Consider the following 23,753-nt stretch of genomic DNA (forward strand, 5'->3'; position numbering starts at 1 on the left):
AAAGATAGGACGCCTAGTGGACAATGATTAGATTATTATTCTAATTAGGGGAATCTTCAAACAGAATGGGGGATTGGGCCTAAAAGAAGTGTAAAAAGGGCTAAAATGGCGCAATTGACTAATAAAATGTCACTAGGAGGAGGTGATTTAGGCGGAAAAATTGGAACTGTTTCTGGAAGTAATAACCATGTCTTAGATCTTAGTGTAGGTATTAAAGCCATAATAGGAATCAATGTTTCACTTAAAATAGGTTTAACAGGAAAACAAGAAAATAATGTATACGGCGATAACTTTGAATGGGAATACAGACTTTTACTATCACAATCAATTATTATATACGAGCAGAACACAGAAAAAAATGTTTAGAGATGTATTTTATATAGAAGATAGTCATAATGTGAAATTACTAGAGATAGAGATTAAACACTTGTTTGGATATAATAAAAAGTATCTCATAAAAAATCAAAATTTTGACAAAAAAGTGAATTTATGTTTTTTGAGAAAGAGATTGTGCTTAGAAGTAGAGGGTAGTATTATAGAACTCAAAAAAAAGATCAGAGCTTGGAAATTTGAAGGAGATTTTATGGTAGATAATAAAAAACAAGGTGTATTTAGTAATAGCCTAACATTATTGAAATCATCATTTACATTTGAATTTAATAGTGAGAAAGATGTTAATTTTTATTGTATACTATTGTTTTCTATTTTAGTTATAGATGAGTTTAATACTCAAGCACTTCCTTAAATTGAAGAAAAGATGATGAAATCAAGAAAGACAAGGGAGAAAATAACAATGTTGACTAATCACCCAAAATCTTTAATAAGAAAGGAAGCATTAAAGACATTGAAGAAGCTATCATAACCCCCAAAAATCCAGGCTAACAGCTTTGCGTTTTTGTTTTACATCAAAGAAATCTTGCTTGCTTTGATAAAGTGATCAACGATAGTGTTTTAGTGGTAATTGCTCAAAAGAATGGCAAGGCAATGTTAAGGAAATTATTAACAAATGGAAGATTTGTAAAATAATGGAGAAGGATATAACAATATTGAATTTTATAGAAAGATTGCGATTAAGAATTAATTTTAGTGCAATCAAAATAGTTGATTTCTGGGAGGCAGATCTTTGCGCAATTGGAATAATGAAGGAGAATAAATTAATTTATATCTCTACATTTAATTATGGAAGTGATAAGAAATTAAGGTATGATTTTGATTTGGAGATATTAGATGAGGATGATAATGAAAAAATTAATGTTGTAAAAGAAGGACGAAATGTAGGAGAGGAAGAACTAGTACATGAAATAAAGATATTTTTAAATGACTAGAATAACTAACTTTTGGAATATTTAATTCACAGTAAAGGGGATAACTCAATGAAACCCTCGGGGAAGTGTGAGGGAGAACAATATAAAATTATTCGGAGTAGGTGAAAAATCCTTAATTAAAATATACAATAATGAAAAGTATAAAATATCTAGTATTAAATAGTGCTATTCTAGTTGTATTACTTGTTCTTTGGTTTTTATCTTGCTTTTTTTTAGGATTTACAAGTAATGCAAACTATCAAAAGGAGATGGGGATAGTTTACATAATTACAATATTTATACATTTTATAGTAAGTTATGTGATCTATAAAAAAACATTTGTTGCAAGTTTAGTAATTCGCTATATGATACTAAATGTACTGTTATATGTTGTTGTTTTTTGGTATTTATATTATAATACATAGCAATGTGAGGAGAGAAATGTAAGATTTGGTGTTGTACTAAGTACTACAGTTACTGGGACATACTATTCGGATAAAAATTGATTTAAATGAGAATTTTAAAAAGAGTTGGAGTTATACTGTTATTGTTGTCATTATCTTCTTGTGCAGAAGGGAATTGTGAAATAGATAAAAAACACGCTTTGGCAGTAGAATGTTTGCAAATTCTAGAAAAAAAGCCATCAACAAGTGCGTATAATATGAATTCAGAAGGGACGCACTTAGTGACAGGAAAAAAGTGCAATTGCAAAGATGAAACACGATGGTTAGCTAATTATGCTGAATTAATAGAAATCGGGGATACCATCATAAAAAGAAAAGGAGAATTGACGTTTTCTTTTCATAAGCAAGATACCATTATTGAAGTAAATTGGAGATGTGGAGAGCCAGATGACTATAAAATAATGATTAAAGGAGGGGTAGAAAATCATTTAACGATGGCTCAATTGAGAAAGTTAAAAAAGAAAGACTAATGATTTTTTACAACTGGATCTCTATTTATAAAATAAATAGTGAACTATTGATATATGGATAGGGAAATTCTAGGTATTGAAGGTAGAGATAGAATAGGATTTACAGGTAAAAAATGAAAAAATATATTGAAGATTATAGGGCAGTTGATTATAAGATATATTTTCAAGATCAACTATTATTTGTTTTTGATGAAACGAATTATTTGGTTTTTTCAAAAGGGACAATAAAGAATGCACAAGGTGATTTAGTACTACAATATAGAAGAACTTTTTTTGGAAGTAGAATAAGAATTCTATTTCAAAAACTAGAAGATCAAGTTGTATTTAAAAAAGAGCGAATGCAATTAAAACTTTTTTTAGAAAATGAAAAAAAAGAATTAAGTATTAAATCACATTTTAAAGTACTTGGAAATTTTGAGGGAGATGTGTTTGTAAACGACATTATTTTTGGTTCGATTATAAGAAAATATGAAAATAGGAAGAGCGTTTATCATTTTTACTTTACAGAAGATGATCCTCATTTAATCTATTACTGTCTAGTATTGTTTTCAATTAAATATTATCATTATATCGATGAAGTGCCTTAAAATAAGGTTTTTATATTGGGGGATGAAGGTAGAATTGATTTTAATCATCAGATGGATGGTTCTCAAAAAGGAAATACTCAAGTAAGGTAATATGTTAATTTCATTTGCAAATTATTTACCCGCGTTACGAGCAGCTTTCTTATCTGGAAATAATATGATTATGCAAATGATGGGAACTGTAAATGCTAGTTTTTATAATATTAGAAGTTTTCAAAGATTAGTTTTGATTACAGATTCAAAATCAGTAAAGTCTTTGAATCGTTTGGGGCCTTTTATGGGGGATGAATTTTCGGATTTTCTTACAAAAGTACCATCAAGAATTACACGACAGACTTATATTTGGATAGATCATAATATAGAAGAGTAAAACTATGAAAACAATAATTTCAATAATCATACTAGTATTTCTTTTTGTTGGTTGTCAAAAATCTGAAAAAGAAATTACAGGTATATATGTTAAATCTCCTACGGTAAATGTGATAGATAGTTTATTTATTTACAGTGATACCTTACAATTTACTCAAGTATATAATCGTAGTGTTTATAAATACAAACAAGTTCTTTACAATAAGAAAACAGGAGAATTATTGTTTATAAATAATGGCACTTGGTGGTTGAATGAAGGAAGAATAGAATTTATGGATTTCTTTTTTGATAATGATAATAATCTTTCAGATCATTCATATTCTAAAGAAGCAATTAGAAATGCTGTCACTTTGTTTAGTTCTTCTTTTGATGGAGATGATATAATTGCTGAAAAGGGAATTTATTATGTAAAAGTAGAATAGCAATAATACTATTGTTTAGAATTATAAATGCTTTTTTTATAGTGGTGACATTGATTAATCTCTGTGGTTTGGGAGTACATTAGTATAATCCGAGTGCGAGTATATTTTTGAGTATGGATCCGCTGCTGGAGCAAGCATATAGTTGAACTCCTTATCGTTATGGATATAATATGATGTTTATTGATCAAACAAGAATGTTAGAAGATGATTTTATGATACATAATCTAAGTAATTTTGGGGATTTTTTGCGGGCCTCAACAGGTTATTCTTTAGGATTTGAATATATGACTCTAAAGGTTGGGTTTAATAAATGCTAAAGAGAATGGGTATCAACCACAATTGGGTGCTAAAGATGATCAAGAGTCTATAGTCAAAGGTACTTATTCTAAACAAAGAAATAATTTTAGATTAATGAGAAAGTAAATGAGATTTTTAATTAGATTAAAATACATTATAGTATTAATTGCATTGTGTTTTTTTGTTAGTTGTGAGCAACGCGAGATAACAAAAAAAGAGATAGATTCATTTATAAATAAATATGGAAAGGAAGATTTTAGTGTATTTAAAGGTTTTACAATCGAAATTCGTCAACATACGCTTACAGAGACTATTTACATAGTAAGAGAGAATCAAAAAGATAATATAGGAACTACTTTGTTTTTTGTTACATTCAATAAATGGAGTAATAATATCAGTGAGATTAGTAAAAGAGAGGCTCTACATGATGTGTTTGTAAAGGGAACTTTGACAGATGAAGCATTATCTGCTATTATACAGGAGTATACAAAATATAATTTTGTGTATTTAAAAGTGGATAACGAGAACAATATTTTTATTAATCCATTTGAGATCGAAAGAAGACCATTTCTTTTAAAATTAAATAAAAATTCAAATGACTCAATCGTTAAGATGTATAATTATACTTTCAACCAGTATAAAGATAATTGGTATATTCGGGAATAAGAGTAATGCTTATTTAATAAGAATTTATCTCTTTTGGTTATGCTGAGTTATAAGACGAGTTAGAATTAAATCTATACGATTACGACGTAAGGAACTACGATGCTTCACTTGGTCGATGGATGAATGTGGATCGGTCGGCAGGTATGGATTCAATTTATTAATGGAAAAATTATCGATACAGGAGTAAATATTATTCCTAAGTAAAATGAAGAACAATGGAAGTAGCAATAATTAAAGAAATAAATAAAGAATATTTAGAAGCAGTTAACTACTATGAAGATGAGATAACTAATCGTAGGTTATCTGCCTCCCTTGATAGTTATATCAATTTGGCATTTCTATGTTGGTGTTTTGCCTTTGAGCTTTATGAATTTAATATTCAAAATAATATTTCGGAAGATTGGAGTAGTATTGGTGGGAAAAGGTATTCAGAGGTTTTAGAATTAGGGCTAAATAACTATCCCGATAGTGTTGAATTAAACTTTTGGAAAAGATATTTTTTACATATAACTTTTGGCGAAGAATTTCCAGTGCAGGATTGCAGACAACTGATAGAAAAATATGGAGATGCTAAGTGTAAAGTACCTTATTTTTTCTTATATCTATTTGAAAAAGACAAGTATAAGGAAGAAAAAATAATGTTGATAGATGAGTGTAATAAAAAAACAACAGCAAAGAATCTATATATAAAATCGGTGCTTAATTAAGTTGCCGCTAAGGGGGAGTTGAATATGCAAAGTCCAGTTTGAAGTTCAGACAGCAAATGAACAAATCCTATTAAGTGGAAGCAGACGACATTAAAGAATTTAGCTTGTTAAGCAGAAAACGTATTTACTTTCTTGATATTAACAATAGGACAATTTACAAGTTGAAGCCCCTTAACCCAAGAGCAATGAAACAGGAGCAAAAGCGGTTTAATATGTATTTAGAAGGTGCAGATACACGAAATACATCCCATAAAGTTTGGTGGCAGTTCAACAGATCTTTCAAACAAATTTTTTTTAACACCATCGCAGCATGCCCAATACACTAATTTTTGGAATGCGTTAATGCGAAGCACTAAATAAATAATATCGTAATGGCAACAATAGATAGAAATACAGCACCAACATCAGATGAAGTAGAAGCCTTTTTAGGACAAGTTGAATTTAATTTGCCGAAAGGATTTTTTGAGTTTTTTAAAGAAGCAAATGGTGCTGATATTAGCACAGATGAAAGGTATGTTGTTTTGTGGGCATTAACTGAAATGGTTCAACTGAATAAGGAATACAACGTTGCAGAGTATGCTCCCGAATTTTTTATTTTTGGTTCTGATGGTGGAGATACCGCTTTTGCGATAGAGAAAAGCACAGGGAATATTTATGAAATGCCATTTATAGGTATGTCAAAAGAAGAAGCGGTTTTTAAGGATAAGACCTTTACAGAATTTATAGAAAGTATCTAAAATAACAAAGCCCGATTTAATTGGGCTTTGTTGTTTTTATCTAAATGCCTGTTTAGTTTTAAAATTTTGGATGTAAGTATTATTGATGTTAAAAGTTCTTTTTTATTCTTATTTGTAAGCAAAGAAAAGTAATTTTTCCTGCTGTGAAAATTACTTACCTTTATACAGCCACAAGTAAAAATTAGTTTAAATGAGAATTTTAAAAAGAGTTGGAGTTATCATGTTATTGTTTTCATTGTCTTCTTGTTTAGAGGTTGATTGTGAAGCAAATAAAAATTTGGTTTTAGCAGTAGAATGCTTGCAAATTCTAGAAAAAAAGCCTTCAACAAGTGCGTATAATATGAATTCAAAAGGAACCCATTTAGTGACAGGAAGAAAGTGCAATTGCAAAGATGAAACACGATGGTTAGCTAATTATGCTGAATTAGTAGAAATTGGAGATACCATCATAAAAAGAAAAGGAGAATTGACGTTTTCTTTTCATAAGCAAGATACCATTATTGAAGTGAATTGGATATGTGGTGGGCCGGATGACTATAAAATAATGATTAAAGGAGAAGTAGAGGATTATTTAACGATGGCTCAATTGAGAAAGTTAAAAAAGAAAGACTAATGTTTTTTACAACTGGTACATTTCGTATCTCTATTTATAAAACAACCCCTACAATTTAAAAATTGTAGGGGTTGTTTTTATAAGATTGTTTTGTTCTAAAACAAAGGTACTATTGGTGTATGCACAAAAGAAATTGCTCTTTCATAATCCCCGGACTAACAGTCTGCTAAGTTTACTGCTACTGCCAATCCTCCTTCTGAGGTTTCTTTGTATTTGTTATTCATGTCTTTAGCAGTTTCCCACATGGTGCTTACTACTTTATCCAAAGGCACTTTTGCATTTTTAGGATCGGTATCTAGTGCAAGTTCTGCCGCATTAATGGCTTTAATTGCTCCCATGGCATTTCTTTCAATACAAGGGATTTGAACCAATCCACCGATAGGATCACAAGTTAAACCTAAGTGATGCTCCATGGCAATTTCAGCAGCCATCATCACTTGTTCTGGGCAACCACCCATTAATTCACATAGTGCACCTGCTGCCATGGCACTAGAAACACCAATTTCGGCCTGACAACCACCCATTGCTGCAGAAATAGTCGCTCCTTTTTTGAAGATACTGCCAATTTCGCCCGCAACCAATAAAAACTGTTTGATCTCTTTTTCGCCCGCTTTGTGGTTTTCAATCACCAAATAATACATCAATACAGCAGGAATCACACCTGCACTTCCATTGGTTGGTGCAGTGACTACACGTCCCAAAGAAGCATTGACTTCATTTACAGCAAGTGCAAAGCAACTTACCCATTTTAGAATTTGGCGGAAATAAACCTTGGTTTTGCGAATTGTACCCAACCATTCTTGCGGAGTGGAATAAGGTAAATCGCTCTTTAAATTTTGATGGGAATCATAGGCACGTCTGCGGACATTTAATCCTCCAGGTAGAACCCCTTCGGTATGACAACCAATGTACATACACTCCAACATCGTATTCCAAACACGCATCAGTTCATGGTGAATTTCATCCTCACTGCGCAGTGATTTTTCATTCTCATAGACCAATTGTGAAACGGTCATGTTTTGTTCTTTGCAATACGCTAAAAGCTCGGTTGCTTTGTCTATAGGATAAGGAAAACTAGCCTTAATTTCATCGTTCTTCTCATTGGAAGCACTTTCTTCTTTGACAACAAATCCTCCACCAATGGAGTAAAATGTTGAGGTATAGATTGCTCCCGTTTGGGTTTCAACAGTAAAGGTCATTCCATTGGCATGGAAAGGCAAGAAGTTTTTATTGAAAACGATTTGAACTTTAGGATCAAACGTAATCGGTAATTCAGCTCCTAAAATAAGGGATTTTGTCGTGTTGATTTCGGCAATAATGGCACCGATATTTTCTACAGGAACATATTCTGGATCCGCACCACTCAGTCCTAACATAACCGCTAAGTCTGTGGCGTGTCCAATACCAGTAAGTGAAAGCGAACCAAATAGATCTACGGTTAGGTTTTGCACTTGGTTAAATAGTTGACGCTCTTTTAGTTCTTTCAAGAAAAGCTCTGCGGCTCTCCAAGGACCTAATGTGTGTGAGCTCGAAGGTCCAACGCCAATCTTGAGCATATCAAAAACAGATATACATTCCATAATGTTGCATGATTTAATCGTTACGAAGATAAGTAAAAACTGTGGAGTCACAAATGGAGCAAAGGGATTTAACGTATAGATAGTTTAACGTTTTAGACCTGAGAATACACGATGAAATACGGATAAAAAGAATAAGAAATTGAAGAATATACAAAAGTATTAGGTTAAAAGATAAGAATAGTTGGGTTTTAGCTGTCATGAAAACTGACGAAAGGATAGGCGAATAAGAACGGAATGACAAGAATAAGTGACAAAGTGACATTTAGTAAAGGTTTTTTTTACTCAAAATGGGTCAGAAATGGCAAAGATTGTTCTTGGCACAAAGATTGACTAATAGTAAGCGAGCCTGAGGTTCAAAAAACGAATAAGGAAAATTAAGTATAAAAGATAAACGATAAACATATTATGAGTAAAATAATTGGTATTGACTTAGGAACTACGAACTCATGTGTTTCTGTAATGGAAGGTAACGAGCCAGTAGTAATCACAAATGCGGAAGGAAAAAGAACAACACCTTCAGTTGTAGCATTTGTTGAAGGAGGAGAAATTAAAGTTGGAGATCCTGCAAAACGTCAGGCAGTGACAAACCCAACAAAAACGGTAGCGTCTATCAAGAGATTTATGGGTGAGAAATTCAGCCAAATCCCTGCTGAAATTTCAGCTGTACCTTACAGTGTAGTAAAAGGAGATAACGATACACCTCGCGTTGATATTGACGGACGTTTATACACACCGCAAGAAATTTCTGCAATGACTTTACAAAAAATGAAGAAAACAGCAGAGGATTTCTTAGGACAAGAAGTAACAGAAGCTGTAATTACTGTACCAGCATACTTTAATGACGCACAACGTCAAGCAACAAAAGAAGCAGGTGAAATTGCAGGATTAAAAGTAAGACGTATTATTAACGAGCCTACAGCTGCTGCGTTAGCCTACGGATTAGACAAAACAGGAAAAGATCAAAAAGTAGTAGTATACGATTTAGGGGGAGGTACATTTGATATTTCTATCCTTGAGTTAGGAGATGGAGTATTTGAAGTATTATCTACGAATGGAGATACACACTTAGGTGGGGATGACTTTGATAACGTAATCATCAACTGGTTAGCGGAAGAGTTTAACAGTGCTGAAGGAGTAGATTTACGTAAAGATGCAATGGCATTACAACGTTTAAAAGAAGCTGCTGAAAAAGCAAAAGTAGAGTTGTCTTCTGCAACACAAACAGAAATCAACTTACCTTATATTACAGCAACGGCTTCAGGACCGAAACACTTAGTGCAAACGTTGACAAGAGCTAAATTTGAGCAATTGTCTGATGATTTAGTACGTCGTTCTATGATTCCTTGTGAGAAAGCATTGAAAGATGCAGGATTATCTAAATCAGATATCGATGAGGTGATCTTAGTAGGTGGTTCAACACGTATCCCAAGAATTCAAGAAGAAGTAGAGAAATTCTTCGGTAAAAAACCACACAAAGGAGTAAATCCAGATGAGGTAGTAGCGATTGGTGCTGCTATTCAAGGGGGTGTATTAACAGGAGATGTAAAAGACGTATTATTATTAGACGTTACACCACTTTCATTAGGTATTGAAACAATGGGAGGTGTATTGACTAAATTAATCGAAGCAAATACAACAATTCCAACGAAAAAATCGCAAGTATTCTCTACTGCAGCAGATAACCAACCATCAGTTGAAATCCACGTATTACAAGGAGAAAGACCGATGGCAAACGACAACAAGACAATTGGTCGTTTCCACTTAGATGGAATTCCACCTGCACAAAGAGGTGTGCCTCAAATTGAAGTAACATTCGATATTGATGCAAACGGAATTATCAAAGTATCTGCTACAGATAAAGGAACAGGTAAATCACATGATATTCGTATTGAAGCTTCATCAGGATTGACAGAAGAAGAAATCGAAAGAATGAAAAAAGAAGCAGAAGCAAACGCAGATGCAGATAAAAAAGCAAAAGAATCAGCAGATAAAATCAATGAGGCAGATGCAATGATTTTCCAAACAGACAAGCAATTGAAAGAATTTGGAGATAAGTTATCAGCAGCAAATAAAACTGCGATTGAAGGAGCTTTAGAGGAATTGAAAAAAGCATACGAAACAAAAGATGTTGCAACAATTACTCCAGCTTTAGACAAAATCAATGAGGCTTGGAAAGCAGCTTCTGAAGAAATGTATAAAGCACAAGCCGAGGCTCAACAAGGTGAAGGACAAGGCGCTCAACCAAACCAAGGTGGAAACCAAGGAGGTGGAGATGCTGAAGGACCTCAAGATGTTGAGTACGAGGAAGTAAAATAAGAACCCTAAAGTTTTTTATAGTTATAATTGAAGAACCGAGTCTTTTAGACTCGGTTTTTTTTGTATTTTAGAGTATTAATATGATAAACAGATGCCTTTAATAGTTCCTATACTACTTGTTACACTGACACAAATTCTGGGTTATATCTATCTTGACAACAAGGGATGGGGAGAATGGAAATGGTTGTTATTTGTTTTTTTTACTATAATCTACTTTTTTGTCATTATGCCCTTGTATATGCCGAATTACGATGAAATGGAAATCAAATGTGCAATGCCTACTTTGGGAGTATTTCTAGCCATTTTATTTATAGGAGTAGGTGGATTAGTGTTCACCCATCTAAGTTATATATTGAGTCGTTTTATTTGGAAAAAGTTTATTACTCCATACAAGCTTGATGAAAAATAGTCAAACAACAATCTATTTCTTCGAAAGTTAAATGAGCAAAACCAAGACGGATACCCGTTAGTTTCTTATTTTGATATAATAACGTAGTTGGAATATAGAGGTTATGAAGCAAACATAACGTACGGACACGCATCAAGTTGACCGGATAGTTAAAAGTGACCCAAACAGCTAAATCACCTTCGGGAATAGTAAATGCAATAGAATCTCCAAACAAACGTGTCAGTACACTGCAGAAATAATCGCGTCTTTCTTTATAAATCTTATTGACTTTTACCTGGTGTCGAAATAAGGTGCCTTCCTCAATCAATTCAATTAAGGTATGCATCGCAAAATAGTTTTTGTTCGCTTCTACTAAGGCTTTGTGCTTTTCTAACTCTTGAATTAAATTAGCAGGAGCTAAGAGTAAACCGGTGTTGAAATCCGACGCTATTGATTTACCTATTGAACTAAGGTAAATAACCATCCCTTTGCTATCACTACTTATTAATGGAAGGGGCGGTGTATTGTTGTAGTGAAAATCAAAATTCACATCATCTTCTAGTAAAATAAAACCATACTGTTGGGCCAACTGCAATAGTTTTACTCGTTGCTGAACAGGGAGTGATTGCGTGGTTGGATAGTGGTGATTTACTGTTAAGTATAGAAGGCGAATAGGCATTTGCTGACACAGCTTTTCTAAGGCGTGTAAATCAATTCCTTCCTGGTGAATGGGAATAGGATGTAACTGTGCTCCTGTATGTTGTAAAATAATATGACTGCCGTAATAGCCATATTCGCTAATAGCTACATGATCTCCTGCTTGAAGAAGTAAGGAAGCACAAAGGTATAGCGCGGTTGTTGTGCTATGGGTGGTTAGAACATTGGCAGGTGATGCCTGAATATTGCGCGTTACATTAACGTAGTTAATAATCTGTTTTTTAAAGGCAGTCTCCGTTTTATTCGTATAGGGGTCAAAATAGTTGACATGTTGTTTTCGCTTGAGATTAGCACTGAAAATAGCGGCTAATTCTTCCTGTAATCCCAATCGAATATCTGGAGTACCATCAGTAAAAAAATAGTTGCAACGATGTTCATGGTTTGCTAAATCTAAGCGATTGTCAACGGGAAAAGAATAAGCCGTTGAGGAAGGAAATGCGTTGGATTTAGACTGAATCTGATTTTTCTTGTGTTGAACAAAGGTACCTTGATTAGGGTGACTGATGAGCCAGCCTTGAGTAATAAGTTCATCGAAAGCAGCAATAATGGTATTGCGGTTGACCTGTAAAAGTTCCGCTAATTTTCTACTTCCAGGAAGTTTAGTGTCAATCGGAATAATGTTGCGCTGAATGGCATTGCTCAATTGATTGGCAATTTGCATATATACAGGCGTCGTAGACGTTTTGTCTAGCCGAATTAAGCGATTGTATGGTATTTTAAGCGATTGTGTCATGGTGTGAGTGAAACTCAAATCTATCCCAACAAAAATAAGGAATATCAGTCGATTACACGGCGTGCTTGTAAAAGGTTTTCAACTTGAAAGGTATAACAATACTGAGGAATACTTCGAGCACCAAAACTTTCTTTCCAATAGAGTAATCCTTTATTTAGCTGCTTCGGATTCAAATGACTACTGCCTAAATCAAAATAGCGAACGGTAGTTTGGTATTCCTGAATTAGCGTATAAATTAATAAGTCTAAAGCGCCTTTGTTGTTATCCATTTCATTGCCGGCAATGTACTGCAAATGCACAACATGAGGATGAATGAAAAGGGTTGTACCCCCTACGAGTTCGCCTTGACTATTATATACATTCATCTGCTTAATAGATTGAGGAAAGGCTTGCAGTAAAGATTCTATTTCTTCTATTGTATGGACAGGATTCGCTTGGTAGCGATCGTGTAAGCGAGGAATTAAAATACGCTGCCAAAAAGAAGTAGCTGAGGAATCTTCTTGAATCCAATACCCATTTTTGATTCCTTTCTGAATCATGCGCTTGCGATTGGTATTAAGAGGAAGTGGAGTTTTAAAATCAATCGTTGAAAGCATTTGCACGTGTTGGACTGCTTGTAATGCATGACTAACAAAAGGCATAAGGCTGCTTATTGTATGTTGATAGATAAATGGAATTTCGTTGAGAATAATAGCTTCCAACTGGTATTCTTTACAATGCTCAGCAAGAAGCTCTAAAAGAGCTAAAAAAGCTGCTGTAGTCAGTGAAGCGCGATGGATAATTCCTCCATAACTTAATCCAAAATGACTACACAAGACCGTGTCATTGGTATGAGCAGGGAGTAAAGCGATCAAACGATCACCTTCATAAAATAAAAGCGAATGATCACAAAATCGATCTCGATGATAATCCATGAAATTTCTGTGAAACAAAAAACTAGCCGGATTGGCCTGCTCCAAAAAGCAATTCCAATCATCTTTATAGCCCGAATTGTAAAGTACTACTTTCAAATGACAAAGGTTTTTCTGTATAGAAACGTAATTATAGGGAGATAAAATCAATTTTGGAAACTTTAAAACCAAATATGATGTTAAAAAATAAATTGTTTCTGTACCTTTTTACTTTTGTTTTTGAACAGATATGTTTTAAAAATTTGATTTAATATTCAATTCCGCTAAAAAATAGAAGTTACTGTGTTTAAACAGTGTTAAATGTTTATTGATGTTGTTTTGTTAAGTAATTGTTAGGTAATTTTTGGTATATTTCGGAATAATTTAAACCCAATCTAAATAGTTAAAATAGCCCATGAAAAAAAAATACATAAAAGCCCCTCTTTTATATGTAGCATTAGCTTCTTTTCTTTTTGTAGGAAATGGATATGCTGACATCGCTAAAATTGATTTAGGAAATCACGTAGAAGTTTATGCTACTGATTTACCGACGTATAAGCCCCTTAATACTTATGGTTCATTTGCAATTCGCATGAATCAAAAGAGCAATTTAACTGAACAAGAATTTTTAGCAAAAGCAAATGAGTTCTTTGGATTATATGAAACGAATACGTTCGAATTATTGAATAGTTATACTGATGCTCGTGGTGGAGTACACAATACTTACCAACACTATGTTGGGAAATACCCTGTAGATGGACAAATGTTTATTATTCATAGTAAGAAAGGGAAAGTAACTGCGGTTAATGGAACGATTATCAACATTGAAAATAAAAAGAGTCCTTATAGTTTAAGAGCGAATGTAAATAGAAAACCGACAGTAACGAGTAAAGACGCGGTGAGTATTGCTTTTAAAGTTAACCAAATTGCAGAAAAACCGGAGTTAGATACTGCTGTTGAAACCGTGTTTATTCCTTCTGTAAAGGAGGAGGGTGTATTTGTCTTAGCTCATAAAGTAAGAGTCGATGAAATGTCTTCTAGAAGAGTAGTGAGTAAAAATGTGTACATCAGTGTGGAAAATGGAGAAGTGGTAAACGAAGTATCCTTAATTGCACATGCAAATGTTCCAGGTAGCGGTGACGGTCAGTATCGTTCCAATTTACCTCTAGGTTTAACGGAGGTTAGTGGAAGATATCAGTTATATGACAACGAAAGAAGGATAAAGACTTTCGATGCAAGAACGATGAATAATGATCGTGATTTCTTTTTTGGTAGAGGGCCTGTATTCGACAATGCGACTACGACATTCCCTAAAAATCCTGCGAATGAAATTCACTGGGGATTAACTAATACTTATGATTATTATAAAGAAATTCACAATCGCGATAGTTATGATGCACGCGGAGGAAAAATTAATGCCTATTATGATCCAGTATTCTTAGATGGTGATTATAATTCGGGTATGCCTGAAAATGCTTATGCACAGCCTTATGGAGAAATGAGTCATTTAGTATTTGGTAGAGGATCAAGTTATTTTAACCCTTTGGTCGCAATAGATGTAGCGGCTCATGAGTTTACTCATTTAGTCATAGATAATAATGGGAATGGTGGATTAAGATATCAAGGTGAATCAGGAGCTTTAAACGAGGGATTCGCTGATATTTTTGGAACTTCTGTTGAACATTATGCGGTGAATGATGCCGATTGGTTAATAGGTAAAGGTGTTGTAAAAGGAGGAGGGTATTCTTTTATGCGAGATATGCAGAATCCCAAAAATAATCGTAATGGAGCAAAACAACCGAATACTTATAAAGGAGAACATTGGGCAAGTACACGTCTTGGTGCAGATGATGAAGGAGGAGTACATACCAATAGTGGTGTAATTAATTACTGGTATTATCTAATTAGTGAAGGGGGGTCTGGAGTTAATGATAAGGGAGATGATTATGTTGTTTCTGGTGTTGGAATGAAAAAAGCAGAGCAAATTGCTTATGAGACATTACAATTGTTGACAAATAATGCGCAATATATCAATGCAGTGGAACAAAGTAAGATGGTGGCAGAAGAATTATACGGAGTAGATTCGGAAGAGTATTTTGCTGTTCATGATGCTTGGTATGCGGTTGGTTTCGGTGAAAGACGTCCAAACATGGGTGTAGAAGATTTTGAATTGGCAGAAGATGTATTTAGCTTATATCCTAATCCAGTTACAAATGGGGAATTAACGGTATTAACGAAAGATGATAAAGGAGTGGTTACATTCTACAATATGGCAGGACAAAAAGTAACACAAGATTTTACTGTAGAAAGAGGAGAGAATAAATTGAGTATCCCACAATTGAAAACAGGAAATTACATTGTGATTTACGAAAGCAAAGAGAGAAAGATTTCAGAGAAAATCATCGTAAAATAAAAAAAACAAATAGAAACCGAGATGCGTCTCGGTTTTTTTTGTGCGTTAAACTAAATGTTAATTTTTATGTTAAGTATTTTTGGATATATTTATGTTTTGATAATAAAATATTTAAATAGCAGAAATAGTTCATGAAAAAAAAATACTTAGGTAGATTATCTCTTTATGTAGCACTCGGTTTATTTCAATTTGTAGGCTATAGTTATAGTACTCCAATTGCTGTAACTAGTACAACACAAACCAATCCTTATGGAACAAAGCTTCCGTCTTATAAGCCACTGAATGACTATGGTTCTTTTGTGATTCGTATGGACCAAAAGACAAACCTAACAGCAGAAGAATTTGTAGCAAAAGCAACGGTCTTTTTTGGATTAAATGAAACGAATTCGTTTCAACTCATCCATTCCTATACAGATATTATGGGACAGGTACACCAAACCTATCAACATATTGTGGGGCAATATGCGGTAGAAGGACAAATGTTTATTGTTCATAGTAATAAAAATGGACGGGTAACAAGTGTTAATGGTACCATCATCAATATTGAAAATAAAAAAAGCGTATATACGCTAAAAGAACATGTAGATAGCAAAGTTATTATTTCAAAAGAAAAGGCGGTTAGTATAGCGCTTCAAGCAAATAAAATAGTAGAAAATACGAAGACAAAGTATCCCGTAGAAACTGTTTTTGTGAAGTCAATGAAGCATAATAAGGCTTTTGTATTGGCTCATAAAGTGCGTATTGATGATTTATCATCTACTCAAATTCAAAGCAAGAATGTCTTTGTAGGGGTTGAAAAAGGTGATATCGTGCATGAGATATCTTTACTCGCGCATATTGATGTGCAAGGTAGAGGTGATGGATTCTATCGCGCTAATTTACCACTAGGGCTACGATTGAAAAATGACCAGTATCAACTGATAGATAGAGAAAGAAATATAAGAACATTAGATGGTATGCAGTCTACAAATCTATGGGAAATATATAGTGGAGTTGGGAGTGTATTTACCTATGCAACATCTACTTTTCCGAAAAATCCAGCAAATGATGTTCATTGGGGATTATCGAAAACGTATGATTACTATTGGTATGTACACAATAGAGATAGTTATGATGCTCGAGGAGGAGAAATAGTTGCTTTTTATAATCCTATTATTATGGATGGAGATCGATCAGGTTTTCCTAATAATGCAGTTGCTATACCTTTACCTTATAATGTGGTGGTTTTTGGTAGAGGTGGTGATACGTATAATCCATTAACAGGTTTAGATGTTGTAGGACATGAATTTACTCATTTAGTGGTGGATAATAATGGTAGAGGAGGTTTATTTTATCAAGGAGAATCGGGAGCATTGAATGAAGGGTTTGCTGATATTTTTGGAACCTCTATTGAGCATTATTCAGTAGATGATGCCGATTGGTTTATCGGAACAGGAGTTATAAAAGGGCCCATTCATTTTATGAGAAGTATGAGTGACCCTAAAGAAGGAAGAGAACAGAGTCGACAGCCAAATACGTACCAAGGACAATATTGGGTAGATACAAATATAGAATGGGATAGTGGCGGTGTACATTATAACAGTGGAGTAATTAACTACTGGTATTATTTGCTTTCTGAAGGAGGAATGGGAGTAAATGATATTGGAAATGAGTATACTGTCACTGGAATTGGGATGCAAAAAGCAGAACAAATTGCTTATCTGACTTTAATGTCACAATTAGGGAGCAATTCTCAATATATTGATGCAGTAGAGGGTGCATTGACTGTTACAGCAAATTTATATGGAGCAGATTCAGCGGAATATTATGCTGTTTATGATGCTTGGTATGCGGTTGGTTTTGGTGAAAGACGTCCAAACATGGGAGTAGAAGATTTCGAATTAGCAAAAGATGTATTTAGTTTATATCCTAACCCAGTTACAAATGGAGAATTAACGGTATTAACTAAAGATGATAAAGGAGTGGTTGCGTTCTACAATATGGCAGGACAAAAAGTAACACAAGATTTTACTGTAGAAAGAGGGGAGAATAAATTGAATATTCCGCAATTGAAAACAGGAAATTATATCGTGATTTACGAAAGCAAAGAAAGAAAGATTTCAGAGAAAATCATCGTAAAATAAGAACATAAAAAAAACCGAGATATAAAAGTCTCGGTTTTTTTTATACTGTCTTTATGATTTTTGTTCTTTGTTGAAATATACCAAGTAGTAGTACATTTGCTTTTCTTCATCCCATCCTTTTTCTACAAATTTATCTGCACTTTCAGGATTAATAAAATCAAGTTTAATCTGAATATTCGTATCTAAATTAATCACGTTTTTAATCTTTTTACGGGCATCAGAAACGGCATTGTTAGCAATAGGGAATGATGTTGTATCTTCAATACTGTACTTCTCTCCTTTATCTACTTTGTAGTTTTTGAACTCAGAAATTAAATCAGGATTGTCAATTACTTCATTTAAGAAATTGGTTTCTTCGAACTCGTCATTTTTAGCAAAATAGTTTACTGAACGGTTCATGAACATGACTTCTTCTTTTTTGTCTTCTGCTGGTAAAACTACGTCTTTAGCGAAGTCTTGACAGAATTTTAAATATTTTTTTGTCATGAAGGCTTCGTCCTGGAAGATATCCACACTTAAAAAGTGCTCTAACCAGTAACGCGCATCATAACGGTTGCTATCGATAGTTAGGATTTTGTATCCTTCTTCTTTTTTGTAATTGAAAATAATACAACCTTTATCTAACTTATTTAAGTTGATTCCTTGTTGTAAAATCATTTCTAGATTTGAACCATTTTCTTGAAATTGTAAGAAATCAGATTTAATCTCACTTTTGAAAATTCCAATCGCATCTACTACATTATTGTCAATAGAAGTATTCGTTAAATAAGTAACATAAACCTCTCCATTTTTAATATGGGGATGATTCGATTGCTCGAATAAGTGTTTTGTTATTTTTTGAGAGATCTCATGTGCTTTTTCAGAAGAAGGCGCATTAAATAAATCTGCTGCATAGTTAAACATATCGTTGAATTCTAAATCAACATCATGAACAAATTGAAAATAACTTTCTTCTTTCTCGCGGAAAGGTTTAAAGAAGTACTCTTTTAATAAAGGAGCAATCTCATCGTTTAAGCTATAAGGTTCATCTGATAAAAAGATGGCTTCGTTTCTACTTTTATTTCCAACTCTGTGGATAGATAAAGTTTCTACGTGTGCATTAAAAAGGTTGATCATAATAGTTAAATATGTAGTAGATCTTTTTAGATCTGTTATTTTTAGATGTAAAAAAATTAGTAATTATCCTCTCCGTAGTCTGTAAAGCTATCATCGCCTTCAAACATATCGTAATCTTCCTCATCATAATCATCGTCAAAATCTCCAAAAATATCGTCATTCGATACAGGACCAGCTGAAAATGATTTAGTAGGAATATCATCTGGTAAAATACCATGAGAAAATAAAAGTTCCGGATACAATATACCTGGTTCTTCCTCTTCAATTGCGGCTAATTCAACGAAGAAGGTCCACATATTAAGAAAATCATACACATAAATGATTTTAGTCTGATCTTCATCTAAAACAGCATTAATAGGTGTTGAACCCATTGTTTTTCCTGCATCTTGATCATCACTCATATCAAAAAGAGAAATTTCCTCTTCTTGTTGAGCCCAGCTATCATCACACGCATAAAATGAAGCTGCTTCCATACCGTCAAAGCCAAAAGCATTCACAATAGCATTGTGTAAATCTTCTAAAGTATCGTCTTCTAAAATAGCAATATCGCGAAAAATATCTTCCTCAGTATCAAGGATAACTCTGAATTTATAAACCATAATTTTTTAAACCGATTAGAAATGCAAATTTATAATTATTATTAAGTCTTTGGGTATAATTTGAGGTCTTTTTATTAACAGTTGATACAGCAGTTTCTCTTAGTTGGAAATCAAAACCTTACTACCTTTTACAATTCATCCTACTAAAACTACAGTTCGTCCAGTCTTATTTTTATATGCTTTCTAATCTCCTAATCTTTGTACTACAAACCAACCAAAGTACCTATGAAATTTATATTTTTGATTATTGTAATGTTGACACAATTTGCCCTTCAGATGGGAACAAACTGGTCTGTCGGTTCCTCTTATAATCAAGAGGAAAGTAGCAAAGGAATTGTAACAACAAAAGAAGAACAAGAGGCTCCAATAAAGAAAGTAAAAACGGATAGTAAAAAAAATGAAAAATAATTATGTAAAACTCGTACTCTTAGCTTTTATCGTATTCATTTTGTTTACGAAAGTGCTCAAGTTGCGTTTTATGGATTTATCCTTGTTTTTGGGGTATCTCGTGTCTTTTGTAGGCGTTATTATTTTGGTGAACCAATATTGGAAAGAAAATTATTGGAAGAAGTTTACGAAATCTTTAGATGGAAAGGAGAATAGTGTACACAAAGTGACAGCTATTGTAACTGCAATTAACTTTGGGTTTATTTGGATGATATGTTTAGCCTTGAAGATTTTTGATGTCCATTTTATAGGAAATAAAACGTTCTATTACTTTATGGATTCTAGTAGTTTCAGCGCCATTTTTAGCACCGCTTTTTTCTTTAGTATCCTCGTGTATATTTATTACTATACTTATTTTACGTCTTTGGACAAAAGAATGAGTATTAACGAGCAAAAAGTGATTACAGGTAGTGTATCAGCTCAATTTGAAAGTTTAAAAAATCAATTAGACCCTCACTTTTTGTTTAATAGTCTCAATGTGCTCAATGCATTAATTGAAGAAAACCCTGAAAAAGCACAAGAGTTTACAAGCGGATTATCAAAGACCTATCGCTATATCTTAGACCAAAAAAATAAAGAACTAGTGCCTTTAGAAGAAGAGTTAGATTTTGCTCAAACGTATATCGAATTGCTTCAAATGCGCTTTGAAGAGAGTTTAACCTTTGAAATTGAGCAAGAAATAAAGCAAGAAGGAGCAAAGGTAGTTCCCTTGTCTTTGCAGTTGTTGTTGGAAAATGTAATTAAACACAACAAAGCGACTTCTACAAAACCTTTGCATATTGTAATCAAACAAGAAAACGGCTATTTAGTTGTAGAAAATAACTTGAACTTACGTCAAGTCAATGAGGATAGAAAGGGAATTGGGCTAACCAATATCGCCGATCGCTATGCCTTATTGACGAATAAACCAATCAAAATTGACCAAACAGAAACAACATTTACAATACGAATCCCAATATTAACTAAACTTATTGAACCTATGAGAATTATTGATGTACAAGAAAATGAACAAGAAATATTGATTCAAGCAAAGAAAAACGTGGAGAAAATGAAGAAGTTTTATGCGCACCTTACCATGTATATTATGGTGAATACCTTTTTAATTGTACTGAACTTGATGACTGATGCCAGATTTATGTGGAGTTTAATCGTTGTGTTTTCATGGGGAATTGGATTAGTAGCCGATTGGATGAAAACGTATAACTATCATTTTTTCTTAGGAAAGGATTGGGAAGACCGAAAAATCCGTGAATACATGGATCAACAAAATAATCGTACCAATAATTGGAAATAAAAGAAAAAATGGATTTTTATACCAAAGAAGTAGAACAAAAATATTGGGGGTATAAGCGCAAAAGAGCAGGATATTTGAAAAGTCTTTTTATTCAAGTTGTGGTGTGGTTACTATTCACTGGTGTTATGCTTTACCAACAGCTTGTGGGATTTGAAGACGTGGTAATCGGAATTCATACGCCTACCTATAAAAGTTCAGAGCGAATGTTTTATGAATTACCTTTGTGTTGGTTGGTGCTCCTGATTGTACAATTTATTTTTTACTATGCAGAGCGAATACCTGTCTTGTCTCAATGGCAAGATCGTTTAGAACGCAAGGAATTTGAGCGGTTGAAAAATACATACGAATATCAATTGAAAGTAAAAGATGAAATCACTTCGCATAGTCATTATTGAGGATGAAAAACCAGCGGCACGCTTGTTGGAACGAAAAATAGAAAAATTGGGATACCATGTAATGGAAATGATAACCAGTGTGGAAGATGCAGTTCAATGGTTCCAGCAAAACGAAGAACCAGATTTAATCTTTTTAGATATCCAACTATCAGATGGTTTGTCTTTTGAAATATTTGATCAGGTAACGGTTAAAAGCGCAATTGTTTTTACAACGGCTTATGATGCCTATGCCTTGCGCGCTTTTAAATTAAACAGCATTGATTACCTATTAAAGCCGATTAGCGATACAGATCTGAAAGGAGCAATTGATAAATTCAATGAGCAACGAGCGTCTTTCTTCGCTTTTACAGAGCAATTGAATCTGTTTAAATCTTTTCTATCTACAACACCAAAAGAAAATAAAGAGCGTTTTTTAATTAAAATAGGTACCCAATTAAAGATTGTACCGATTGGGGAGGTGGCTTGTTTCTTCAGTACAAATAAAATAACCTACCTCAAAACAAAAGAAGGTAGAGACTATATCTTAGATCAATCCCTCGATGAGATTGAAAAAACGATAGAGACTGAACAGTTTTTTCGCATAAGCCGCAAACACATTGTTGCTGTAGATTCAATTAAGGAGATAACAGCCTATAGTAATTCGCGTTTAAAATTGAGCTTACAGGTTGATTTTGAGGAAGAATTGATTGTAAGTAGAGAAAAAGTTAACGATTTTAAGCTTTGGCTTAGTTAAACGATTCATTTTTTTGTTGAAAAAAACAACGAAAATTCAACTATTCTTGATTCAAGGGCAATATTAACTAATTTATTAACGCAACTTCTTTTTGATATCTTGATTTTATTAATACTTTTACGAAGACGTAAAATTATAAATCATTAATATGAAAAAATTAGCAGTTGTTTTGCTAGCATTAGGAATGTTTTCATGTAAGCAAGATAATACAATTGAGATTACTACGAAAGATGTTGCCAATGATACAAAAGTAGAAATCATGACTTCAGAATTGGGTAATCCTTCTCCAACTGTTGTTTACACAGGGACTATAAAAGATAATAAATTAGTTTTTGAAAATCCATTTACTGAACTTGAAGAAGCTTATGTGGTACTAGGTGGGGAAATGCAAAACAATGTGTTTTTCATCGGAGAACCAGGACATATCACAATTTCAGTGACTAAAGATCAACCAACAGAAACTGTATTAGGTGGAAGTGAGAATAACCAGAAACTTCAAAAATTACAAGATGAAGTAAAACCAACGGTTACAAAATTAAGAACTTTTATTGATGAGAATCAAATGAGTTTAATGCAATTAAGCCAATCGAATGAAGAGGCTGATCGCGCTAAATTTGAGGCTCTTCAAAATGAATACAAAGGATACATTGACAGTATCAATGAGGTGTATAAAAAACACCAACAAGACAATGCAAATAATGCTTTCGGATTGTTGTTACTTTCTCAACAAATGATGTCTTCTCAAGATGGAGAAACTGATTTTGTGAAAGAATTCGATAAATTCTCTGCAGAATTAAAAGAATCAAAAGTTGGAAAGAAAATTGATTCGATGCTTAAAATGATGAACTTATCAGAAGAAGAAACTGCAGGATTGAAAGTAGGTGATATCGCTCCAAACTTTACAAGTAAAACTCCAGATGATAAAGAATTATCATTAGAAGAATTCAAAAAAGGGAAAAAATTAGTTTTAATTGATTTCTGGGCTTCATGGTGTGGACCTTGTCGTGTTGAGAATCCAAACGTAGTTAAATTATACAACGGATTTAAAGCTAAAGGATTAGATATCATCGGAGTATCTTTAGATAAAGACAAAGATAAATGGTTGCAAGCAATCGAAAAAGATGGTTTAGTTTGGGGACAAGTTTCTAACTTACAATTCTGGAATGATGAAATTGCTGCTGAGTATGGTGTACAAGCTATTCCTGCAAACTATTTAATCAATGAAAAAGGAGAGATTTTAGCTATCAATTTATATGGTGAAGAATTATACCAAAAAGTAGAAGAGCTATTAAAATAGACAAATAATTCCTTCTGTAGGAGGAAATTTGAACAAATAGAAAAAGCAACGGCCGAAAGCTGTTGCTTTTTTTTATGGG

Annotated in this window: 26 protein-coding genes; 21 read left to right on the top strand and 5 right to left on the bottom strand. The window is 33.3% G+C overall.

Annotated elements, in window-relative coordinates; all coding sequences use genetic code 11:
• Window positions 1-105 precede the first annotated feature (105 nt).
• The 12 genes from ACUTSE_RS11505 to ACUTSE_RS11560 all read left to right on the top strand — a co-directional run bounded on the left by ACUTSE_RS11505 (window position 106) and on the right by ACUTSE_RS11560 (window position 6,633).
• Window positions 106-366: a hypothetical protein gene (locus ACUTSE_RS11505; protein ID WP_445640318.1), complete on the top strand. Its 261-nt coding sequence runs from the start codon at window positions 106-108 to the stop codon at window positions 364-366.
• Complete coding sequence (locus ACUTSE_RS11510; protein WP_445640319.1) at window positions 359-745, top strand: hypothetical protein; 387 nt, start codon at window positions 359-361, stop codon at window positions 743-745. The genes ACUTSE_RS11505 and ACUTSE_RS11510 overlap by 8 nt, the downstream gene beginning before the upstream one ends.
• A gap of 280 nt (window positions 746-1,025) precedes the next feature.
• Window positions 1,026-1,325: a hypothetical protein gene (locus tag ACUTSE_RS11515; protein ID WP_445640320.1), complete on the top strand. Its 300-nt coding sequence runs from the start codon at window positions 1,026-1,028 to the stop codon at window positions 1,323-1,325.
• 490 nt (window positions 1,326-1,815) lie between these two features.
• Entirely contained in the window at window positions 1,816-2,238 is a 423-nt protein-coding gene (locus tag ACUTSE_RS11520; protein WP_445640321.1) for a hypothetical protein, read from the top strand.
• A 113-nt stretch (window positions 2,239-2,351) separates the two neighbouring features.
• Entirely contained in the window at window positions 2,352-2,825 is a 474-nt protein-coding gene (locus tag ACUTSE_RS11525) for a hypothetical protein (protein WP_445640322.1), read from the top strand.
• Window positions 2,826-2,916: 91 nt separating this feature from the next.
• Window positions 2,917-3,192 (top strand): hypothetical protein, encoded by a 276-nt coding sequence (locus ACUTSE_RS11530; protein WP_445640323.1) that lies wholly within the window; start codon window positions 2,917-2,919, stop codon window positions 3,190-3,192.
• A 4-nt stretch (window positions 3,193-3,196) separates the two neighbouring features.
• Window positions 3,197-3,613 carry a hypothetical protein gene (locus ACUTSE_RS11535; RefSeq protein WP_445640324.1) on the top strand — a complete coding sequence of 139 codons (417 nt, stop codon included), beginning with the start codon at window positions 3,197-3,199 and terminating at the stop codon, window positions 3,611-3,613.
• A 423-nt stretch (window positions 3,614-4,036) separates the two neighbouring features.
• Window positions 4,037-4,576: a hypothetical protein gene (locus tag ACUTSE_RS11540; RefSeq protein ID WP_445640325.1), complete on the top strand. Its 540-nt coding sequence runs from the start codon at window positions 4,037-4,039 to the stop codon at window positions 4,574-4,576.
• Between the two features lie 215 nt (window positions 4,577-4,791).
• Entirely contained in the window at window positions 4,792-5,283 is a 492-nt protein-coding gene (locus ACUTSE_RS11545; protein WP_445640326.1) for a hypothetical protein, read from the top strand.
• Between the two features lie 74 nt (window positions 5,284-5,357).
• Window positions 5,358-5,609 carry a hypothetical protein gene (locus tag ACUTSE_RS11550; protein WP_445640327.1) on the top strand — a complete coding sequence of 84 codons (252 nt, stop codon included), beginning with the start codon at window positions 5,358-5,360 and terminating at the stop codon, window positions 5,607-5,609.
• Between the two features lie 45 nt (window positions 5,610-5,654).
• Complete coding sequence (locus tag ACUTSE_RS11555) at window positions 5,655-6,020, top strand: SMI1/KNR4 family protein (protein ID WP_445640328.1); 366 nt, start codon at window positions 5,655-5,657, stop codon at window positions 6,018-6,020.
• Window positions 6,021-6,210: 190 nt separating this feature from the next.
• On the top strand, window positions 6,211-6,633 hold the full coding sequence (locus ACUTSE_RS11560) for a hypothetical protein (RefSeq protein ID WP_445640329.1): 423 nt from the start codon (window positions 6,211-6,213) through the stop codon (window positions 6,631-6,633).
• Between the two features lie 155 nt (window positions 6,634-6,788).
• On the opposite strand, the gene ACUTSE_RS11565 is transcribed toward ACUTSE_RS11560, so the two are convergent.
• Complete coding sequence (locus tag ACUTSE_RS11565) at window positions 6,789-8,213, bottom strand: L-serine ammonia-lyase (protein ID WP_002991043.1); 1,425 nt, start codon at window positions 8,211-8,213, stop codon at window positions 6,789-6,791.
• A gap of 405 nt (window positions 8,214-8,618) precedes the next feature.
• Here ACUTSE_RS11565 and dnaK point away from each other — a divergent pair, with 405 nt between their 5' ends.
• Window positions 8,619-10,529 (top strand): molecular chaperone DnaK, encoded by a 1,911-nt coding sequence (dnaK, locus tag ACUTSE_RS11570; RefSeq protein ID WP_445640330.1) that lies wholly within the window; start codon window positions 8,619-8,621, stop codon window positions 10,527-10,529.
• Between the two features lie 91 nt (window positions 10,530-10,620).
• Window positions 10,621-10,938: a hypothetical protein gene (locus tag ACUTSE_RS11575; protein ID WP_353101351.1), complete on the top strand. Its 318-nt coding sequence runs from the start codon at window positions 10,621-10,623 to the stop codon at window positions 10,936-10,938.
• On the opposite strand, the gene ACUTSE_RS11580 is transcribed toward ACUTSE_RS11575, so the two are convergent.
• Window positions 10,910-12,367 (bottom strand): aminotransferase-like domain-containing protein, encoded by a 1,458-nt coding sequence (locus ACUTSE_RS11580; protein WP_445640331.1) that lies wholly within the window; start codon window positions 12,365-12,367, stop codon window positions 10,910-10,912. The two genes, ACUTSE_RS11575 and ACUTSE_RS11580, sit on opposite strands and share 29 nt — an antisense overlap.
• Window positions 12,368-12,411: 44 nt before the next feature.
• The gene (locus ACUTSE_RS11585) at window positions 12,412-13,377 is read right to left on the bottom strand and encodes a hypothetical protein (RefSeq protein ID WP_445640332.1); all 966 of its coding nucleotides are present in this window, start codon (window positions 13,375-13,377) and stop codon (window positions 12,412-12,414) included.
• A gap of 295 nt (window positions 13,378-13,672) precedes the next feature.
• On the opposite strand from ACUTSE_RS11585, the gene ACUTSE_RS11590 reads away from it, so the two are divergent.
• Together ACUTSE_RS11590 and ACUTSE_RS11595 are read left to right on the top strand one after the other, a co-directional pair.
• The gene (locus ACUTSE_RS11590; RefSeq protein ID WP_445640333.1) at window positions 13,673-15,670 is read left to right on the top strand and encodes a M4 family metallopeptidase; all 1,998 of its coding nucleotides are present in this window, start codon (window positions 13,673-13,675) and stop codon (window positions 15,668-15,670) included.
• A 131-nt stretch (window positions 15,671-15,801) separates the two neighbouring features.
• Entirely contained in the window at window positions 15,802-17,793 is a 1,992-nt protein-coding gene (locus ACUTSE_RS11595; RefSeq protein ID WP_445640334.1) for a M4 family metallopeptidase, read from the top strand.
• 51 nt (window positions 17,794-17,844) lie between these two features.
• Here ACUTSE_RS11595 and ACUTSE_RS11600 read toward each other — a convergent pair whose 3' ends face one another.
• Window positions 17,845-18,909, bottom strand: a complete 1,065-nt coding sequence (locus tag ACUTSE_RS11600; protein WP_002991055.1) for a nucleoid-associated protein — start codon at window positions 18,907-18,909, stop codon at window positions 17,845-17,847.
• A 56-nt stretch (window positions 18,910-18,965) separates the two neighbouring features.
• Window positions 18,966-19,508 carry an IS1096 element passenger TnpR family protein gene (locus ACUTSE_RS11605; protein WP_002991058.1) on the bottom strand — a complete coding sequence of 181 codons (543 nt, stop codon included), beginning with the start codon at window positions 19,506-19,508 and terminating at the stop codon, window positions 18,966-18,968.
• Between the two features lie 225 nt (window positions 19,509-19,733).
• On the opposite strand from ACUTSE_RS11605, the gene ACUTSE_RS11610 reads away from it, so the two are divergent.
• From ACUTSE_RS11610 to ACUTSE_RS11630, 5 genes are all read left to right on the top strand, one after another.
• Window positions 19,734-19,916, top strand: coding sequence for a hypothetical protein (locus ACUTSE_RS11610; protein ID WP_445640335.1), 183 nt, complete (start codon window positions 19,734-19,736; stop codon window positions 19,914-19,916).
• The gene (locus ACUTSE_RS11615) at window positions 19,906-21,249 is read left to right on the top strand and encodes a 2TM domain-containing protein (protein ID WP_445640336.1); all 1,344 of its coding nucleotides are present in this window, start codon (window positions 19,906-19,908) and stop codon (window positions 21,247-21,249) included. The genes ACUTSE_RS11610 and ACUTSE_RS11615 overlap by 11 nt, the downstream gene beginning before the upstream one ends.
• 8 nt (window positions 21,250-21,257) lie before the next feature.
• Window positions 21,258-21,644: a hypothetical protein gene (locus ACUTSE_RS11620; protein WP_445640337.1), complete on the top strand. Its 387-nt coding sequence runs from the start codon at window positions 21,258-21,260 to the stop codon at window positions 21,642-21,644.
• Window positions 21,616-22,377, top strand: a complete 762-nt coding sequence (locus ACUTSE_RS11625) for a LytR/AlgR family response regulator transcription factor (RefSeq protein WP_445640338.1) — start codon at window positions 21,616-21,618, stop codon at window positions 22,375-22,377. The genes ACUTSE_RS11620 and ACUTSE_RS11625 overlap by 29 nt, the downstream gene beginning before the upstream one ends.
• A 148-nt stretch (window positions 22,378-22,525) precedes the next feature.
• Window positions 22,526-23,674, top strand: a complete 1,149-nt coding sequence (locus ACUTSE_RS11630; protein WP_445640339.1) for a redoxin domain-containing protein — start codon at window positions 22,526-22,528, stop codon at window positions 23,672-23,674.
• Window positions 23,675-23,753 lie beyond the last annotated feature (79 nt).

The organism is Myroides sp. TSA_177.3 (genome assembly GCF_052691955.1).

Excerpts from the sequence above, each read along its gene's own strand:
- ACUTSE_RS11575 (WP_353101351.1), top strand. The coding sequence starts at position 10,621 with ATGCCTTTAATAGTTCCTATACTACTTGTTACACTGACACAAATTCTG.
- ACUTSE_RS11510 (WP_445640319.1), top strand. The coding sequence starts at position 359 with ATGTTTAGAGATGTATTTTATATAGAAGATAGTCATAATGTGAAATTA.
- ACUTSE_RS11595 (WP_445640334.1), top strand. The coding sequence starts at position 15,802 with ATGAAAAAAAAATACTTAGGTAGATTATCTCTTTATGTAGCACTCGGT.
- ACUTSE_RS11545 (WP_445640326.1), top strand. The coding sequence starts at position 4,792 with ATGGAAGTAGCAATAATTAAAGAAATAAATAAAGAATATTTAGAAGCA.
- ACUTSE_RS11535 (WP_445640324.1), top strand. The coding sequence starts at position 3,197 with ATGAAAACAATAATTTCAATAATCATACTAGTATTTCTTTTTGTTGGT.
- ACUTSE_RS11555 (WP_445640328.1), top strand. The coding sequence starts at position 5,655 with ATGGCAACAATAGATAGAAATACAGCACCAACATCAGATGAAGTAGAA.
- ACUTSE_RS11625 (WP_445640338.1), top strand. The coding sequence starts at position 21,616 with ATGAAATCACTTCGCATAGTCATTATTGAGGATGAAAAACCAGCGGCA.
- dnaK (WP_445640330.1), top strand. The coding sequence starts at position 8,619 with ATGAGTAAAATAATTGGTATTGACTTAGGAACTACGAACTCATGTGTT.
- ACUTSE_RS11620 (WP_445640337.1), top strand. The coding sequence starts at position 21,258 with ATGGATTTTTATACCAAAGAAGTAGAACAAAAATATTGGGGGTATAAG.
- ACUTSE_RS11515 (WP_445640320.1), top strand. The coding sequence starts at position 1,026 with ATGGAGAAGGATATAACAATATTGAATTTTATAGAAAGATTGCGATTA.
- ACUTSE_RS11580 (WP_445640331.1), bottom strand. The coding sequence starts at position 12,367 with ATGACACAATCGCTTAAAATACCATACAATCGCTTAATTCGGCTAGAC.
- ACUTSE_RS11505 (WP_445640318.1), top strand. The coding sequence starts at position 106 with ATGGCGCAATTGACTAATAAAATGTCACTAGGAGGAGGTGATTTAGGC.
- ACUTSE_RS11540 (WP_445640325.1), top strand. The coding sequence starts at position 4,037 with ATGAGATTTTTAATTAGATTAAAATACATTATAGTATTAATTGCATTG.
- ACUTSE_RS11605 (WP_002991058.1), bottom strand. The coding sequence starts at position 19,508 with ATGGTTTATAAATTCAGAGTTATCCTTGATACTGAGGAAGATATTTTT.
- ACUTSE_RS11520 (WP_445640321.1), top strand. The coding sequence starts at position 1,816 with ATGAGAATTTTAAAAAGAGTTGGAGTTATACTGTTATTGTTGTCATTA.
- ACUTSE_RS11615 (WP_445640336.1), top strand. The coding sequence starts at position 19,906 with ATGAAAAATAATTATGTAAAACTCGTACTCTTAGCTTTTATCGTATTC.
- ACUTSE_RS11560 (WP_445640329.1), top strand. The coding sequence starts at position 6,211 with ATGAGAATTTTAAAAAGAGTTGGAGTTATCATGTTATTGTTTTCATTG.
- ACUTSE_RS11530 (WP_445640323.1), top strand. The coding sequence starts at position 2,917 with ATGTTAATTTCATTTGCAAATTATTTACCCGCGTTACGAGCAGCTTTC.
- ACUTSE_RS11590 (WP_445640333.1), top strand. The coding sequence starts at position 13,673 with ATGAAAAAAAAATACATAAAAGCCCCTCTTTTATATGTAGCATTAGCT.
- ACUTSE_RS11525 (WP_445640322.1), top strand. The coding sequence starts at position 2,352 with ATGAAAAAATATATTGAAGATTATAGGGCAGTTGATTATAAGATATAT.
- ACUTSE_RS11610 (WP_445640335.1), top strand. The coding sequence starts at position 19,734 with ATGAAATTTATATTTTTGATTATTGTAATGTTGACACAATTTGCCCTT.
- ACUTSE_RS11565 (WP_002991043.1), bottom strand. The coding sequence starts at position 8,213 with ATGGAATGTATATCTGTTTTTGATATGCTCAAGATTGGCGTTGGACCT.
- ACUTSE_RS11630 (WP_445640339.1), top strand. The coding sequence starts at position 22,526 with ATGAAAAAATTAGCAGTTGTTTTGCTAGCATTAGGAATGTTTTCATGT.
- ACUTSE_RS11600 (WP_002991055.1), bottom strand. The coding sequence starts at position 18,909 with ATGATCAACCTTTTTAATGCACACGTAGAAACTTTATCTATCCACAGA.